The following is a 16772-nucleotide window of genomic DNA, read 5'->3' on the forward strand; positions in this document are numbered from 1 at the left end:
AAAAATCCGAACTTATGACGCAACCTGTTTAATACCCATCAACTTTTGTCGGAGGCATAGTCATAGTGGTAATAACCATAATCACTGTAGCCATATTTATTGGAGGCCTTTTTCTCCACGCCGTTAAAAATCGCACCTTTAATGGCAACGCCATTCTGGGAAAACCGGCGGACCGTCAACTCGATTTCTTTCGCCGGGTTCAGGCCATAGCGCGTCACAATCAGGTTGGTTCCGGACAAGCGCCCGACGATCGCTGCGTCTGTCACCGCTAGTAGTGGTGGCGTATCGAGAATCACCAGATCGTATTGCTTACTCGCCTGTTCCAATAGCGCGCTGAAATTAGCGTGCATCAGTAACTCGGAAGGATTTGGCGGGATCTGGCCTCGACTGACAAAATCGAAGTTGTCGATTTCGGTCTTATGGATGGCAGTGGCCACATCGCAGCGCCGGGCCAGAATATCGGAGAGCCCATTATCTGAACCAACACCTAACACTTTGTGCAGATAGCCTTTGCGCATGTCGACGTCGATCAACAATACCCGCAACCCGGTTTGTGCTATCACCACCGCGAGGTTGACCGACACGAACGTTTTACCTACCTGAGGGCTCGGCCCGGAAATCATCAGGCGATTGTTGTCAGCCTCATGCATGGCGAAGTGCAGACTGGTCCGCAAACTGCGCAATGCCTCAATTGCCAGATCGGTGGGATGACTGACAGCCAGCAAAGTAGAACCTGCACCGGAACGTCCTCGTCCGCGGGAGACTTTGTCTTCTTCAGTCTTCTGCAGAGTGCTGTAAGGAATCGATGCGTAGACCGGCAAGCCAAGTTGCTCGATGGCTTCCGGGCTTTCCAGCCCCCGGTTCAACGCCTTGCGTACCAGCACCAGAGCTACCGCCAGGAAGGCGCCAAGAATGGTGGCGATCAATACAATCAACGCTTTTTTCGGCTTGACCGGTTTGAGGAAATTGACGTCCGCGGTGTCGATCAGACGCACGTTACCGACGGTGCCCGCGCGCATCACATCCAGCTCCTGAGACTTGTTCAGCAGCTGGGTATAAATGGCGGTACCGACCTCTACGTCCCGGGTAAGGCTCAGCAGTTCTTGCTGAGTGGAGGGAAGGCTCTCCACCTTGGACGCCAAATTTTTCTGCTTGCTACTCAACTCACCGATCTGGCTCAACAATGCGCGATAGGCGGGATGTTGGCGGGTGAACTTGCGGTCCATTTCGGCTTGCTGCAACTTCAACTCGGAGATGCTGGTATCAAGCCCGACAATCTGATCGAGAATGGCTTTGGTTTCTAGCGTGATGTCCACCGACTTGCTGCGCGTCTGGTATTCATTCAAGGCATTTCCGGCTTTTTCCAGGTCCTTCTTGACCACCGGAAGTTGCTCTTTGAGAAACGCCAGGCTCTGCGCTGCCTCAGCGGAAGTGCGTTCTACGTTTTGCCGCACATAAATAGCGGCAATTTCATTGAGTATTTTAATGGCTTGGTCCGGATCTGTACTTTCCAGCGCGAGACCGATCATGCCCGACTCTTTTCCGCGCTCGACTACATCCAACGCTTCTTGATAGTCGAGGATGCTGGTCAGGCGAGAGTTGCGGATGATTCTGAAGCGGGTTCCAGGATTGGCGTGCATTTCTTCTATCTGAAACGCAACGCCATTTTGTTCGAAAAGTTGTCCCGCTTGGCTGGCTGCCAATACGTTGTCGTCTTCGTCTACCAAGTTGTAATGACCATTTTCACCCACGGTCAGGGTTAGCTTCTTGCCCAGTTGCGAGTCGGGAAGATCCAGTTTGAATATCTTCAGCGATTCCCCTCCCCAGGCGTAACTGTTTAACCCCAACAAGGGGTCGGCTATTTCACCGGGATTTTTATTCTGGAATCGACGCGCCAGGAACTCACCGACCACCGGGAAGTACTTCGGTTGTATGACAATATCAAGTTTCAAGTTGTCGACGGTTTTGCCAATTACGGAGCGGGACTGGATCAATTCGATCTCGGTAGCCGAAGGAGACTCCTTGCCCAGCATGCTGCCGATATCCGAGAAGCCCAGCAAATCATTCTTCTTCGCTTCAACCTGCAACAACGCATTCGCCTGGAATACCGGGGTCGCCAGCACTGCGTATGCGGCCCCGGCCACCATAAAGGCACCGGTAACCGCGGCAATCAGCCATTTATGGTCGATAAGTGTCCCAAACAAGCCGAGAAGATCAATCTCGTCATTGTCGTCGTCCCGAACGTTGACTACCGGTGCTTGCTGCATAAGTCGGATTCTTTGCCTGTATTACGATTCAAAAAGGAGTGGCCATCAGCGCGCCAGGCGCTGTGCCCATGCGAGTACGGCTTCTTCGATCAACGCATAAGCGTGCACAAAAGCAGGTTTGCCTTGACGGTAGGGGTCGCTGATTTCGCGATCGTCTTGCCATTTGCCCAGTAGCAGCACTTTGCCTCGCGCTTCGGGGGCAATGTTGAGTACTCCGCTGACATGCCGTCGCTCCATCACCAGTATCAAGTCCGCCTCGCTGACGGCTTGAGAGGTGAGTTGAACGGCTTCGTGCTCATGGGGCAGATGACCGTGCTCCGTGAGTACGGCGTGTGCCGTCGACTCGATGGGTTTGCCCGCGAGGGCGGCAAGGCCCGCCGAGCTGACCTCGATATCGGAATGAACGAGTGCCCCGCGCAGCAGATGCTCCGCGGTGGGACTGCGGCAAATATTGCCGACGCAGACAATCAAAACCCTTTTAAGCAAGATAACATTCCCCGTCTTGTCAACATTGGCGGTGACATAGCACTTGCCGAACATAAGAGCTTTAAACTACGAATGAGGCCGGGTATTGATCAACCCGGCAAATGCAGCTGCAACTTTAAAAAAATCAGTACGTATTTATTACCATGACGTTTGAACAGCCCCCAACTTTATTTTCAGACAAAAAATAACATTTCACTCTTTGAGCGATGAAAATAACAGTTCAAGAATTTATCCAGACGATTTATAACAATTACCGTTTTCCCGCGGCCGTTCAATCTAAATTACACCAAAATAGTGAGTAGCTAATATATAGCTGTTCCGTTAATGCATTGCCAGGGCGTCAGCCATTCGGTTAGAAGTTGGGTAAGAGATGCCTTGGGCAATAACTTTATTTAAAGCGGGTTGTGTCAGGGGTATGCCATGGAACCACCAGGCCTACTCGCCAGCCAATCGACCGCCCGATCGTTCTCTCTGCCCTCGCCTCGCGCGAAACATGGCGTACAGGCCTTTCGCTTCCCCTGCAGCGTTGCCAAGATTTTTCACGAGTGATCGAGCCATTTAGAGCCCGCACTCTCCAGCGTGCCGGTTCCGACAGCCTTGTCGAACCTTTCCTACTGCCATTAGCCATTCATCTGTCTACTTTCAAGGACGTTTCCATGATTCGTAAATGCCTATTCCCCGCTGCCGGCTATGGGACCCGCTTTTTGCCCGCCACCAAGGCCATGCCGAAGGAGATGCTGCCGATCGTCAACAAGCCGCTGATCCAGTACGCCGTTGAGGAAGCACGCGACGCCGGCCTGAAACATATGGCTATCGTCACTGGCCGGGGTAAGCGAGCGCTGGAGGATCATTTCGATGTCAGCTTCGAGCTGGAACACCAGATTCGTGGCACCGATAAGGAGCGATTCCTGGAAGGCACTCGTGAGCTGATCGATAACTGCACTTTCTCCTACACCCGTCAGGTGGAGATGAAGGGCCTGGGGCACGCCATTCTCAGCGGTCGTTCGTTGATCGGTGATGAGCCATTCGCCGTGGTGTTGGCCGACGACCTGTGTCTGAATCTGGAAGGCGATGGCGTACTGGCGCAAATGCTCAAGCTCTATGAGCAGTTCCGTTGTTCGATTGTGGCGATTCAGGAAGTGCCCCGTGAGCAAACTCAGAAGTACGGCGTGATTGCCGGCGAGCTGATTCGCGAGGGTATTTACCGGGTCAACAGCATGGTCGAAAAGCCTAGCCCGGAAGACGCCCCGTCCAACCTGGCCATTATCGGTCGGTACATTCTGACCCCCGATATCTTTGACCTGATCGCTGACACCGAGCCTGGCAAGGGCGGTGAAATCCAGATCACCGACGCATTGATGAAGCAGGCCCAGAACGGCTGCGTGCTGGCTTATCAGTTCAAGGGACGACGCTTCGATTGCGGCGGCGCCGAAGGTTACATCGAAGCCACCAACTTCTGTTTCGAGCACCTGCATCAGAACACCTTGTGACAGCGTTGACCCCAGACAAGCGCGTGCGTTATCGAATCGATTTTTCGGTCTTTATTTCCCTATGGACGAAGCCTCTATGAAGACATTGAGCGGTTTCAAGGCTGGTGACAGTCGCCGCCCGTATGGCGCTGACCTTAAGAACAATCTCGCGTACCGCATCGTGCGCGCCTATGCGTCGGAACTGATCTTTTCCCGTGTGCAGAAACCGCCGGTGCTACTGGTGGAGCGCATCGGTGCGTTCCCCCTCTTCCGGGGAAATCCACCGTCACGTCAAGGATGGTCCGACGTTACTGGCGAGCATCAGGCAGCGATACGTCGCCGACGCCCTCGACATCGATGAGAGCGATGGGCTGAGTCTGGTCTTTGCCGACTGGCGTCTCAGCTTGCGTCTTCTGGACGATGGTTGCGTGATTTGCCTGACCGTGGAAAGTCGCGGAGACAGCTCGCTCATGCAGCACAAAACCGCCGAACTACTGGGGCAAATCGATGCAGGGGGGAGTTTGAATGAACGCGATTGCAGAATACGCCGACAAAGCCTGGTATCTGCTTCAGTGCAAACCCAAACAGGATGAGCGCGCCGAAGAACATTTACAGCGCCAGGGCTATGCCTGTTTTCGCTCGACCTACCGGCGTGAGCGCGTTTTGCGCGGGCAGCGTCGAGTGATCAGCGAGTCTCTGTTTCCAGGCTATCTGTTTATTCAACTGAGCCTTCAGGACAGTTGGGGGCCGCTGCGCTCGACCCGCGGCGTTTCGCGCGTTGTCGGGTTCGGCGGCCAGCCACTGCCGATCCGCGATGCTCTGATCGACGAGCTCCAGGAACGAGACAGCCAGGCGATCGTGACAACGTTGTTGAGACATGGAGACACGGTGCGCATCACTGAAGGCCCGTTCTCCGATCTCGAGGCGGTGTTCCTGGCCATGGACGGCGAGGAACGGGTACTGCTGATGATGAATTTCCTGCAGCGTGAACAGCACATCAGCCTGCCACTGGCTGGGGTTAACAAGATTTAGTGCGCCTTCAAACCCATATAAAAACGCCGCTCAAAACGCGGCGTTTTTTTATGAATAGAGGAAAACCTATGCCCCTTCCGAAAGATGATTCCAGTCGACCCAACCCAAAAACCACGTCGCCAGGATCAGTAAACCGAACGCGATCCGGTACCAGGCGAACACCGCATAACTGTGGTTGGCGATGAACTTGAGCAAACCGCGCACGGCGATCATCGCAAAGAGAAATGCGGCAACAAACCCAAAGGCAAACACCGGCAAGTCTGCGGACTGGAACAGGTCACGGTATTTGTAGCCCGAGTACACCGCGGCCCCCACCATCGTCGGCATCGCCAGGAAGAATGAAAACTCGGTGGCCGTCTTGCGTGACAGGCCAAACAGTAACCCGCCGATAATCGTCGAACCCGAGCGCGAAGTGCCGGGGATCATCGCCAGGCACTGTGCGCAACCGACTTTCAAGGCATCGGTCCAGCGCATTTCGTCCACGTGATCGATAACCACCACATGCTCACGTTGCTCCGCCCACAACATGATGATTCCACCTATCACCAGCGCCACGGCCACGGTGATCGGGTTGAACAGATACTCATGGATTTTGTCGGCGAACATCACACCCAGGACAACCGCCGGCAAGAATCCGATCAATAAATTCAGTGTGAAACGTTGCGCATTACGCTGGGTCGGCAAGCCGCTGGTGATCTCCAGAATCTTGTGACGAAACTCCCAGACGACCGCCAGAATAGCGCCCAACTGTATGATGATATTGAACGCCATGGCTCGCTCACCGCCGAAGTCGAGCAAGTCTGCGGCAATAATCTGGTGTCCCGTACTGGAGATGGGCAAGAACTCTGTGAGCCCTTCAACCAACCCTAGAATCGATACCTGTGTGGTGGTCCAGAAGTCCATTAATCCCCCGTTAAACCTCTCGGCTGAAAGGTCTGTTGATGATGCCGAGCATTTGATCCTGGTCACGATTAAACCTGTCGGACCAGCGGAGAATTAAAGCGCACTCTCTGCCTGCTTTAGCCAAACGTTATAAAACGTCCATGTCGGAGCGCCGGGTCCGGTCTCCTTAAAATGGCCTACGCCTGAGAATGAAATTGTTTTACAGGACTTATATTTATGAGCCGCAAATCTAGCGATGCCACTCATCGTCGGATCGTTGACGTTTTGATTTGGCGCGCGCGCAATGTCCTACCCAAAATGATCGCCCAAGAGAAAACTCCATATGGCAAAGATCACAGTACTCTCCGGTGACTTCCCGCAGGGCGACGGGGAATATCACCTTGGAACCATCACCCTCAAAACGTCCCTCAAACCCCGGGTTGGAACCAGCTTCCCGGTCTCTGAATTTAAAGATCTGAGCATTCAGAACACTGATTCCAACAAGAATATAAAGTCCGCCATAGGCTTGGGGCTCGCGGGTGCCATGTTGCTCGGTCCCGTTGGGGCCATTGCCGGTTATCTACTCGCCGGAAAAAGCACCGAGGTGACCTTTATGGCCACACTGAAGGACGGTGGAAAGCTGCTCGCGGCGACCGATAGTGATACCTACCGGGATATCTCGGCACGCGCCCTGAAAAAACCCCGAGCCGGCCGCCGAGGCCCTCTTTCCAGTTCACTTAATAACGGATCCATTCATTGATCCGCTTGCCCGGTGACGGCGAGAATGTTGCAGGGCACCCGATACAGAACATGCTCTGTGGTACTGCCTACCCACTTCTCCAGCCCTTTGCGATGCGCATTGCCCATGACAATCACGTCGGCCCTGTGATGCGCTGCAAAGTCGGCCAGTGCTTTACCTGGCGGCCCTGCAACGAAGTGTTGCCGTTCGGTGGACACGCCGTAGTGATCGGCCAATGTGATGAATGACTTGTGCAAAGATTTGCGCACGTCGCTGTTGAAGCCAGGCATCGTCACTGCGCCCGCGCCCGCATCGGAGATATGCGTCTGCGATAGATCGTAGGCATACAACAGGTGCATTTCTGCATGGCATTGCGTTGCCAGTTCGTTTGCAGCCTGGATGATCAAATCGTTGATTCCAATGATCTGAGTCTCTGGGTGCGACGGATCGACTGCCGCCACGATCACGCGCGGAAGTGGGCAACTGACTTCGCTGACCAGATGGACAGGCACCGGACACTCGCGCAGTAGATGCCAATCCAGAGGCGTGATGAAAACGCGTTTGAGCGCCGACTCATGCTGCACGTCCTTGATAACCAGATCCGCCTGCGTTGTTGCCACGTGCTGAAGGATCTCTTGCAGAGCATCGCGCGTGAAAAGCACCTCGGTACTCAAGTTGATTCCGCGCCCGCGAATTAAATCGGCCTCATCCTTGAGCCATTTTTCGTTCTCTTGCTGACATGCTTCACGAAACCGTTCACTGGCGTGGATCAAACCCAAGATGTTGAAGTCTTCGATAAGCACCGCGATATGCAGCGCTGCGCCAGTCGCTTCGGCAATGGCGACGGCCCGCTGCAGCGCCGGCGTGTGACGCATGGTGGGACCGGCTATTAGAAAGAGTCGTTGATATTGGCTCATGTCACACCTCCAAACGTTCTGGGATATCTGCTAGCCCCCAGCCTCTCGTCTGTCACACCGTCAGCGATCTGCTATCGCCTCAATGATCTGGATCGACACAATCAATATACGCCTGGATTCAACTAACCAGCCAAGATGTAGCTCATCGTGCCCAATACGAAGATCCACACCCCGGTGGCTAATTGATTGACGATGCGAAGTTACTTCTTCGCGTACTTCGCACCGTGCGGATCGTTAAGCTTCACCTGCATCAGTTCCCATTCACGCTGAATGATCGAGTAAGGGATAAAGATGCTGACTCGCTCAGCCCCCTTTAATCCGGGGTGAAAACTGACATCGTGGAGTGTGGTGGAGAAAAAACCGACATTGATACCGACAATGCTGCCGTCATTGCCGATGACTGGCCCACCCGACATCCCTTTTATCATCGGGGCATCATGGATGGCATAGCGCTCGCCGCTGCCTTCCTCGCTATTGATGAAAGGCGCCGGGTACACTTTGCCTTGCCCGGTGACGGTCGTCATGTAGGGACTCGCGCCCACGGCAGTGATGTGTTCACCCACACGCGGTGCGCGCCATGACGGGTAGCGGCCGTCGGCCTTGTGCTGGATGAAAACAAGGTCGCAGCCAGTGCTGCAGCTGTATTCCACGTGGCGGATGAGGGGGGTGTGGCGGGTGGTGACGGCATAGTCTTCGTTCCATTGCACGGCCGAGGCCATGTACAGATAAGGCAAAGGAAAGCCCGAGAAGACTGAAAAATATGAATCATTGGCAGGCCCCGACAAGTCGGGTTTTACCATACCGTTGCATCCTGCAATACCAGCTCCTATTAAAAAGTAGGTCATGAATTTAATCATGATGATCACCGACTTATAAGGAGGATTAGATTTTTATTGTGGCGTAACTTTTTAGTTGTCAGGTTCTTGTAATATTTCCTCGCAATGGCCGGGTGCGTTTATTTATGGCTGAACCTGTAACAAAAGCGTACAACTAAATTGTGCTAAGACTAATTACCTTTCGATACATACAATAAACTTCAACTATTTGACGCCTGAAAAATGGCACACGCATTAGCAACATACTAAGAAATCAAACTTTCCTAGTTAAAGTAAAGCGCGTAAAACAGCCACTCTCAGGGCCTTTAACGCACTTCGGCATGCCTCGGTAACGCCACGGAAATCAATGCCGCGAAAATAACAAACAGGCTGGATATCCATAGACACGCCTCCAGCCCGAAAGTCTGATAAACCCAGCCGGAGAGCACGGTGCCAAGCAGCCGACCCATGGCGTTGGACATGTAGTAGAAACCCACGTCCAGCGACACGCCGTCTTCCTTGGCATAGGACACGATCAGGTAGCTGTGCAGCGAGGAGTTCACCGCGAACAGCGCACCAAAGACCATCAATCCGCCTAACAGCACCCCCTGTTGCGATAATCCGGTGTTCAGCCCCAGAGCGATTGCCGCGGGCAGGCCTGCCAGAGCAAGCGCCCATAGAAACGCAGCTCGGCCATCAGGAACATGCCCTCGTTTCTTACCAGTAATGCGCGGCGCGAACGATTGCACGATGCCGTAGCCGATCACCCAGGCCGCCAGAAACCCGCCGACTTTCCAGAAATCCCAGCCAAAGACGCTGCTCAGGTACACCGGCAACGCCACGACAAACCAGACATCGCGAGCACCGAACAGAAACATTCGGGCCGCTGACAGAATGTTGATCGCCCGGCTCTTGGACAGGATGTCGCGAAACCTGGGCTTGGCTTTGGCCTTGCCCAGATCCTTTTTCAACAGAATCAAGCTGCTGACCCAGATCAGCGCCAGGACGCCTGCCATGATCAGCAGTGCTCCCTTGAAACCGATCAAGGCGAGCAATGCCCCGCCGAGAAAGAAACCGACGCCCTTGAGTGCATTCTTCGAGCCGGTGAGGATGGCAATCCATTGATACAGCGTGCCCTGCTGCCCATCGGGCACTAACAGCTTGATCGAGCTTTTGGCGCTCATCTTGTTCAGGTCTTTGGCAATCCCCGACAACGCCTGCGCGCCCATCACCCAAGAGATCGTCAGCCAGGCCACTGGCACCGTCAGCATCAACAGCGCCACAACCTGCATCCCCAGCCCGATGTTCATGGTCCGGTTCAGGCCCAGTCGGGCGCCGAGATAACCGCCCACCAGGTTGGTGATCACGCCAAACAGTTCGTAGAACAGGAACAACGCCGCGATTTGCAGCGGGCTGTAGCCCAACGCGTGAAAGTGCAGCACCACCAACATGCGCAAAGCGCCATCGGTGAGGGTGAAGACCCAGTAATTGCCCGTCACGAGCAGGTACTGCCGCACTGACGGAGCGAGGGCTGACAACGCTTTCATCACCGCTCCTTAAACCGCCAGGCCGACCATTCTGGCCAGTTCGACGGTGCGGTTCGCGTAACCCCATTCATTGTCGTACCAGGCATAGAGTTTGACCTGGGTGCCGTTGATGACCATCGTCGACAGCGCATCGATGATCGATGAGCGCGGGTCGGTGCGGTAGTCGATGGACACCAGCGGACGCTCCTCGAAACCGAGGATGTCTTTCAGTTCGTTCTCGGAGGCGTCCTTGAGGAACTGATTCACTTCTTCAACCGTGGTGACGCGCTCGACTTCAAAGACACAATCGGTCAGCGAAGCGTTGGCCAACGGTACGCGCACGGCGTGGCCATTCAGACGCCCGCGCAGTTCCGGGAAAATTTCGGCAATGGCGGTGGCCGAGCCGGTGCTGGTCGGGATCAAACTCATGCCCGACGCACGGGCACGGCGCAGATCCTTGTGGGGTTGGTCGAGGATGCTTTGCGTGTTGGTCAGGTCGTGGATGGTGGTGATCGAACCGTGGCGAATGCCCAGCTTTTCATGAATCACTTTGACCACTGGAGCGAGGCAATTGGTGGTGCATGACGCGGCGGTGACGATGCGATGTTCCGCCGGGTTGAACAACTGATGGTTGACGCCCATGACGATGTTCAGCGCGCCCTTCTCCTTCACCGGAGCGCTGACCACCACGCGTTTCACGCCTTGATCGAGGTAAGCCTGAAGCACCGCAACGGTCTTCATTTTGCCGCTGGCTTCAATCACCAGATCGCAGCCCGACCAATCAGTGTCGGCAATCGCCTTGTTGGCGGTAACTTTGATGCGTTTGCCGTCGATGACGATGCTGTCGCCTTCGGAGTCAGCCTGGTCATTCCAACGGCCATGCACCGAGTCGAAGTTCAGCAGATGCGCATGCGTTGCCGCGTCGCCTGCCGGATCGTTGATCTGCACGAACTCAAATTCTGGCCAGCTCCAGGCTGCGCGCAGAGCGAGGCGACCGATGCGGCCAAAACCATTGATGCCCACTTTGATAGTCATTTTTTGTGCTCTGTCTTTATTGTTCATCAAGCCGGGCAGCAGGCCGCTGCCCGTTCGGGACGGTCACCCATTTCTTCAAGGCGCTTGGCATCCGGGTCCAACCAGTGCCCGTTGGATTCGAGCACCATGGTCAGTATCTGATGCACCCAGTCCGGAAGATTCGGGTGAAGTCGGTAGTAAACCCATTGACCCTGCCGACGGTCCGAGAGCAATCCGCCTGTGCGCAACTGCGCCAGGTGCCTGGAGACTTTGGGCTGGCTCTCATTCAACGCACAGGTCAGCTCGCAGACGCACAGCTCTCCCTCCCGGGCGATGAGCAGCATCATGCGGACCCGGTTGTCGTCAGCCAGGCATTTGAAAACGGTGGTCGGCGTCAGTTGGTTAGCCATTGGGTTTCTCAACGTTGGGTATTCACGAATCTATGGTGCAGGTATATGCGATTTTCCGAATATACGTTTTCCCGCATGTACGGGCAACGGCAAATGTGTCGACTCTGTATGTGAATGATATTTATTTACTTACAAAAGGTAATCGTTATCATTAGCGCAATAGTTAAAAAGGAGCTCATGGTGGCTTTACCACGCATTTACCCCGCCTCTCTCTCACTGCTGGGGCTTTTTGCAGTACCTGATTTGCAGGCAGAAACCCAATCGACATTGGCCCTGCCTGCAACCGCTGTGACCAGTGATTACAGCGAGCAGAGCTACAAGCCGAGCGACAGCCGCAGCGCGCTGAAGATCGACGCCCCGCTGCGGGATATCCCGCAAACGGTGAACGTGATCCCCCAGAGTGTGATCAAGGATCAGGGCGCGCAGTCGATGGAAGACGTATTGAAGAACGTCCCCGGCATCGGCCTTTCCAATGGCGATGGCCAGCGCGACCAAGTCACCATTCGCGGCTTCAGTGCCATCGGCGACATGTACGTCGACGGTGTTCGGGATGACGCGCTGTACTTCCGCGATCTGTCCAACGTCGAGCGCGTGGAAGTGATCAAGGGGCCGGCAGCGGTGCTCTATGGCCGTGGTTCATCCGGTGGCCTGATCAACAGCATCAGCAAGAAACCCAACTTCACCCCAAAACAGGAAGTGGGTGTCAGCTTCGACAGCGAGGGTAAAAAGCGCACGCAGTTCGACGCGGGCTGGGCCGATCAGCAGCAAAACGACAAGGCATTCCGGGTGACCGGCGCGCTGGAGAACAGCGACACCTTCCGCGATGACGGCTATATCGATCGCAAGGCCATTGCGCCTTCGGCCTACTTCAAGCTCTCCGACGATCTTGAGCTGAACCTGGGGGCGACGTACCTCTACGACAAACGCTTGATCGACTTCGGCATTCCCGCGCGGGGCGATCGCCCGGTCGATGTCGATCGGGACAAGCGCTTCGGTTCCGCCGACCCGGATGACGACTACACCCGCAGCGAAGTGTTTTCGTTCACGGCCGGCGTCGACTACCGCATTAACGACGACTTCACCCTGAGCAACACCAGCCGTTACTACCATTACGATCTGGACCGCAACAACACACTTGCCGACTCCAGCCCGACACGTTTCGTCACCGCGCCCAACGGCGAATTGCTGGTCAAACTCAATCGCGGCAATGTGCAGCGCAAGGAAGACGGCTGGTTCAACCAGACCGAACTGAAGCAACAGGCCACGCTCGCGGGGATGAACCACAACCTACTCTATGGCGTGGAGCTGGGGCGTCAGGTCAAGGACCAATCGGTCTTCAGCCAGAACAACGTAGCGCGGGTCCCGGTGTACCGCGATGGCTTGGTCGACGTGCCGTTTCAGGCCGACCGTCAAACTGCCAAGGGCACCACTACCCAGGACACGGCCGGTTTCTACGTCCAGGATCTGATTGAACTGACCCCGCACTGGAAAGCTTTGCTGGGTGTGCGCTACGACGTGTTCGACCAAGAGTATTCGGATGACCTGACGGGTGCCTCCATGTCCCGAACCGACAACACCTGGAGCCCGCGCGCAGGCCTGGTCTACCAGCCTGATCAGGTTCAGTCCTACTACATTTCGGTGAGTCGTTCTTATCAACCCTCCTCCGAAGTCTTCGCCCTGAGCACTACCAACCAGGATCTTGAGCCGGAGCAAACCACCAACTTCGAGATCGGCGGCAAGTGGGACCTGCTCGACAATCGCCTGGCGTTGACGGCGGCGCTGTTCCGTCTGGAACGCACCAACATGAAAACGACCGATCCGGCGAACCCGACCAAACTGGTCCTGTCGGGCGAGCAGCGCACCGACGGTCTTGAGCTGACCGCCAGCGGGCAGTTGAGTGACAAGTGGCAGGTGTATGCCGGCTATGCCTATCTGGACGCCGAGATCACCAAGTCCAACAGCCGAACCAATGGCGTCGCCAACGAAGGCCAGACACCAACGTTGACCCCACGTCACAGTGCCAACCTGTGGCTGGTGCGCTCGCTGACCAACACTTGGCGCGTAGGCATGGGGGCGAACTATGTCGACGATCGTTACACCGCCCTGGATAACCAAGTGGTCATGCCCGCTTACACCACCGTGGACGCGGCGTTGCTCTATAACTTGCCGAAATGGGACATGGCGCTGCGCTTGCGCAACGTCTTCGACAAGGACTATTACGCCTCGGCCCATGGCTCGGTGGACCTGATCACCCCCGGAGCACCACGGACTCTGGAGCTGAGCACCAACTATCGGTTTTGAGTGAAAACCTGAAGGTGAGTTAAGCGCAACTCCCTATGGGAGCGGCGATCCGACGTGCTCGCGATACCGCACATTGCCCTTCCCCTTGCGCGAAAGGGCAAGTACCAACCCTATGTGTGATGAATTTCCCGATCCTTGGTTTCCGGCAGGAAGAACGTGCCAAGAATGGCCGTCATCACGGCGATGACAATGGGGTACCACAGACCGTAGTAGATATCCCCCGTGGCCGCGACCATGGCGAACGCCACCGTGGGCAGAAAGCCGCCGAACCAGCCATTGCCGATGTGATACGGCAGCGACATCGAGGTGTAGCGAATGCGCGCCGGGAAGAGTTCCACCAGCCAGGCGGCGATCGGGCCGTAAACCATGGTGACGTAGATCACCAGGATGGTCAGGAGCAACAACACCATCGGATAGTTGGTCTTGGCCGGGTCGGCCTTCTCGGGGTAACCGGCGTCCTTGAGGCCGGTGCTTAGGGTAGCGACGAAGGCATCGTTGCGGGCCTTGAAGTCGGCGGCCGGCATGCCGGTGCCCTCGAAGCTCGGGATCACCTTGTCGCCGATGCGGACCTGCGCGATTGCACCTGGTTCAGCCTTCTCGTTCTTGTAGGGTATGGCCTTCTTCGCCAACACGGTCTTGGCAAGGTCGCAGGAGCTGGTGAATTTGGCCTTGCCCACCGGGTCGAACTGGAACGAGCACTTACTCTGATCGGCGATCACCGTGACCGGGTTCTTCTCCTGCGCAATGAACACGTCGGGGTTACCGTATTGGGTCAAGGCATGGAAGATCGGGAAGTAGGTCAGCGCCGCAAGAATGCAGCCAGCCATGATGATGCCCTTGCGGCCGATGCGATCGGACAGGCTGCCGAATATGACGAAGAATGGTGTGCCTATCAGCAGCGAACCGGCAATCAACAGGTTGGCGGTCTGCGGATCGATCTTCAACGTCTGCAGCAGGAAAAACAGCGCATAGAACTGCCCGGTGTACCAGACCACCGCCTGGCCGGCAGTGCCGCCGAGCAACGCCATGATCACTATCTTGAGGTTTTCCCAGCGGGCGAAGGATTCGGTCAGCGGCGCCTTGGAGGACTTGCCTTCTTCCTTCATCTTCAAGAACACCGGTGACTCGCTGAGTTGCAAGCGGATGTACACCGAGACGATCAGCAGCAGGATCGACAGCAGGAACGGAATCCGCCAGCCCCAGGCCTCGAAGGCTTCGGTGCCGAGGATGGTACGGCAGGCGAGGATCACCAGCAGCGACAGGAACAGGCCGAGGGTTGCGGTGGTCTGGATCCACGAGGTGAAGTAGCCACGCTTGCCTTTGGGCGCATGTTCGGCCACGTAGGTCGCCGCACCGCCGTACTCACCGCCCAGGGCCAGGCCTTGCAACAGGCGCAGGCTGATCAGGATGACCGGTGCCGCCACGCCGATGGTCGCATAGCCGGGCAGAAAGCCCACTACGGCGGTGGAGATACCCATGATGACAATGGTGATGAGGAACGTGTGCTTGCGCCCGATCATGTCGCCCAGTCGGCCGAACACAATGGCGCCGAAGGGACGTACAGCGAAGCCGGCGGCGAACGCGAGCAGTGCGAAGATGAAGGACGTTGTCTCATTGACGCCGGCGAAGAAGTGCTTGGCGATGATTGCGGCGAGGGAGCCGTAAAGGTAGAAGTCGTACCACTCGAACACGGTGCCCAGGGACGAGGCGAAAATGACCTTGCGCTCCTCCTTGGTGATCCCGTGGTGGGGCGCGCTGCCCGTGGAGGTGTTGTCGATTGCGGCCATGAGTCTTCTCCGTCTTGCTCTTGTTGTAGGCCGGAGTACCTCACTCTCTTTTTACCGCACCCAGGCCCTAGGGCTATGTCATCGGATTACGGATTGCGCAAAGCATGCAAACAGGCTGACGGCCTCGCATCTCTGCAAGGTTTCTTGAAGCATAATCGGCTTCACGCAGATATCCACTCGGGCATCCCGCTCAGACCCGGGCCGACGCGCTGTCGAATGCCTGTTCAGGCCCGTGAAATCCCACACGAAGCGTCTGGGTGGCGCCCGCTGATGCCTATTCTTCGGGGCGGCCATCGTCTGGAACTTCGCAGCGAAAGAATTTCGTATACCCTATCGCCATCTCACTCCAAACGACCGCTGCCGTGAACCTACCCAAACTCAACGCTCCCGACCTTGGCAATACACCTTCGACCTCGGAGATCATCACTCGTCATCTGCGGGATGCGATCGTCGCCGGGCATTTCGCCGAAGATGAGCCGATTCGCCAGGACGACATTGCCCGCCAGTTCAATGTCAGCAAGATTCCGGTGCGCGAGGCCCTCAAGCGGCTGGAGGCTGAGGGGTTGGTGATGTTCCAGCGCAATCGCGGGGCGATGGTCACGCGGGTTTCCGATGCAGAGCTGGCGCAGATGTTCGAAGTGCGGATGTTGTTGGAAGACAAAATACTGCGCCTGGCCATTCCCAACATGACCGAAGAAACCTTCGCCCGTGCCGAGCGTATCTGTCAGGAGTTCATTGGCGAGGACGACGTGGGCCGCTGGGCCGAGCTCAATTGGGAACTGCACGCGTGCCTTTACGAACCGGCGCAACGGCCGTTTCTGGTCAACCTGATTCGTTCGGTCAATGACAAGCTGGAGCGCTACCTGCGCATGCAGATGAGCCTGTCGGCCGGCAAGGAACGGGCTGATCACGAGCACCGTGAGATCCTCGCGGCCTGTCGTGCCGGGGATGTGGATTTGGCGGTGAAGCTGCTGGACGAACACATTGCCGGGGTCTGCAAGACCCTGTTCGAGCACCTGCCTCACGCTCACTGAGCCTTCAGGATGCTGTGCTGATTTCGTCATCGGCACAGGATAAATCCATCAAGCCGACACCCCGCTGCACAGGCCACTCTTTCGTTCACTCAT

The 16772-nt window shown here is 56.2% G+C and carries 15 protein-coding genes; 6 read left to right on the forward strand and 9 right to left on the reverse strand.

Annotated features, from left to right (window positions below; genetic code table 11):
- Window positions 1–38 precede the first annotated feature (38 nt).
- Both AB4O41_RS05205 and AB4O41_RS05210 read right to left on the reverse strand, forming a co-directional pair.
- On the reverse strand, window positions 39–2267 hold the full coding sequence (locus AB4O41_RS05205) for a polysaccharide biosynthesis tyrosine autokinase (RefSeq protein WP_460146562.1): 2229 nt from the start codon (window positions 2265–2267) through the stop codon (window positions 39–41).
- A 45-nt stretch (window positions 2268–2312) separates the two neighbouring features.
- Window positions 2313–2807, reverse strand: coding sequence for a low molecular weight protein-tyrosine-phosphatase (locus tag AB4O41_RS05210; protein WP_367372061.1), 495 nt, complete (start codon window positions 2805–2807; stop codon window positions 2313–2315).
- Between the two features lie 602 nt (window positions 2808–3409).
- On the opposite strand from AB4O41_RS05210, the gene galU reads away from it, so the two are divergent.
- The 3 genes from galU to rfaH all read left to right on the forward strand — a co-directional run bounded on the left by galU (window position 3410) and on the right by rfaH (window position 5254).
- Window positions 3410–4243 (forward strand): UTP--glucose-1-phosphate uridylyltransferase GalU, encoded by an 834-nt coding sequence (gene galU / locus AB4O41_RS05215; RefSeq protein ID WP_460146563.1) that lies wholly within the window; start codon window positions 3410–3412, stop codon window positions 4241–4243.
- Window positions 4244–4476: 233 nt separating this feature from the next.
- A complete protein-coding gene (locus tag AB4O41_RS05220) occupies window positions 4477–4815 on the forward strand; it encodes a hypothetical protein (protein ID WP_460146564.1) in 339 nt (112 codons plus the stop codon).
- Window positions 4748–5254, forward strand: coding sequence for a transcription/translation regulatory transformer protein RfaH (gene rfaH, locus AB4O41_RS05225; protein WP_460146565.1), 507 nt, complete (start codon window positions 4748–4750; stop codon window positions 5252–5254). The genes AB4O41_RS05220 and rfaH overlap by 68 nt, the downstream gene beginning before the upstream one ends.
- Window positions 5255–5320: 66 nt before the next feature.
- Here the strand turns inward: rfaH and AB4O41_RS05230 are convergent, their stop codons facing one another.
- Entirely contained in the window at window positions 5321–6157 is an 837-nt protein-coding gene (locus AB4O41_RS05230) for an undecaprenyl-diphosphate phosphatase (protein ID WP_460146566.1), read from the reverse strand.
- Window positions 6158–6479: 322 nt separating this feature from the next.
- On the opposite strand from AB4O41_RS05230, the gene AB4O41_RS05235 reads away from it, so the two are divergent.
- On the forward strand, window positions 6480–6896 hold the full coding sequence (locus tag AB4O41_RS05235) for a hypothetical protein (RefSeq protein WP_460146567.1): 417 nt from the start codon (window positions 6480–6482) through the stop codon (window positions 6894–6896).
- Here the strand turns inward: AB4O41_RS05235 and AB4O41_RS05240 are convergent.
- The 5 genes from AB4O41_RS05240 to AB4O41_RS05260 all read right to left on the reverse strand — a co-directional run bounded on the left by AB4O41_RS05240 (window position 6890) and on the right by AB4O41_RS05260 (window position 11557).
- Window positions 6890–7792, reverse strand: coding sequence for a universal stress protein (locus tag AB4O41_RS05240; protein WP_460146568.1), 903 nt, complete (start codon window positions 7790–7792; stop codon window positions 6890–6892). The two genes, AB4O41_RS05235 and AB4O41_RS05240, sit on opposite strands and share 7 nt — an antisense overlap.
- Before the next feature lie 200 nt (window positions 7793–7992).
- The gene (locus tag AB4O41_RS05245; RefSeq protein ID WP_460148291.1) at window positions 7993–8592 is read right to left on the reverse strand and encodes a serine protease; all 600 of its coding nucleotides are present in this window, start codon (window positions 8590–8592) and stop codon (window positions 7993–7995) included.
- Between the two features lie 341 nt (window positions 8593–8933).
- Window positions 8934–10154 carry an organoarsenical effux MFS transporter ArsJ gene (gene arsJ, locus AB4O41_RS05250; protein ID WP_460146569.1) on the reverse strand — a complete coding sequence of 407 codons (1221 nt, stop codon included), beginning with the start codon at window positions 10152–10154 and terminating at the stop codon, window positions 8934–8936.
- Between the two features lie 9 nt (window positions 10155–10163).
- Window positions 10164–11168, reverse strand: coding sequence for an ArsJ-associated glyceraldehyde-3-phosphate dehydrogenase (locus AB4O41_RS05255; RefSeq protein ID WP_030131007.1), 1005 nt, complete (start codon window positions 11166–11168; stop codon window positions 10164–10166).
- Window positions 11169–11194: 26 nt separating this feature from the next.
- Window positions 11195–11557 carry a metalloregulator ArsR/SmtB family transcription factor gene (locus AB4O41_RS05260; protein WP_460146570.1) on the reverse strand — a complete coding sequence of 121 codons (363 nt, stop codon included), beginning with the start codon at window positions 11555–11557 and terminating at the stop codon, window positions 11195–11197.
- Between the two features lie 177 nt (window positions 11558–11734).
- On the opposite strand from AB4O41_RS05260, the gene AB4O41_RS05265 reads away from it, so the two are divergent.
- Complete coding sequence (locus AB4O41_RS05265; protein ID WP_460146571.1) at window positions 11735–13858, forward strand: TonB-dependent receptor; 2124 nt, start codon at window positions 11735–11737, stop codon at window positions 13856–13858.
- Between the two features lie 110 nt (window positions 13859–13968).
- Here the strand turns inward: AB4O41_RS05265 and AB4O41_RS05270 are convergent, their stop codons facing one another.
- Window positions 13969–15645 carry an MFS transporter gene (locus AB4O41_RS05270; RefSeq protein WP_460146572.1) on the reverse strand — a complete coding sequence of 559 codons (1677 nt, stop codon included), beginning with the start codon at window positions 15643–15645 and terminating at the stop codon, window positions 13969–13971.
- A 362-nt stretch (window positions 15646–16007) separates the two neighbouring features.
- On the opposite strand from AB4O41_RS05270, the gene AB4O41_RS05275 reads away from it, so the two are divergent.
- On the forward strand, window positions 16008–16679 hold the full coding sequence (locus AB4O41_RS05275; RefSeq protein ID WP_460146573.1) for a GntR family transcriptional regulator: 672 nt from the start codon (window positions 16008–16010) through the stop codon (window positions 16677–16679).
- Window positions 16680–16772 lie beyond the last annotated feature (93 nt).

The sequence above is a fragment of the Pseudomonas sp. S2_A02 genome (genome assembly GCF_054668495.1).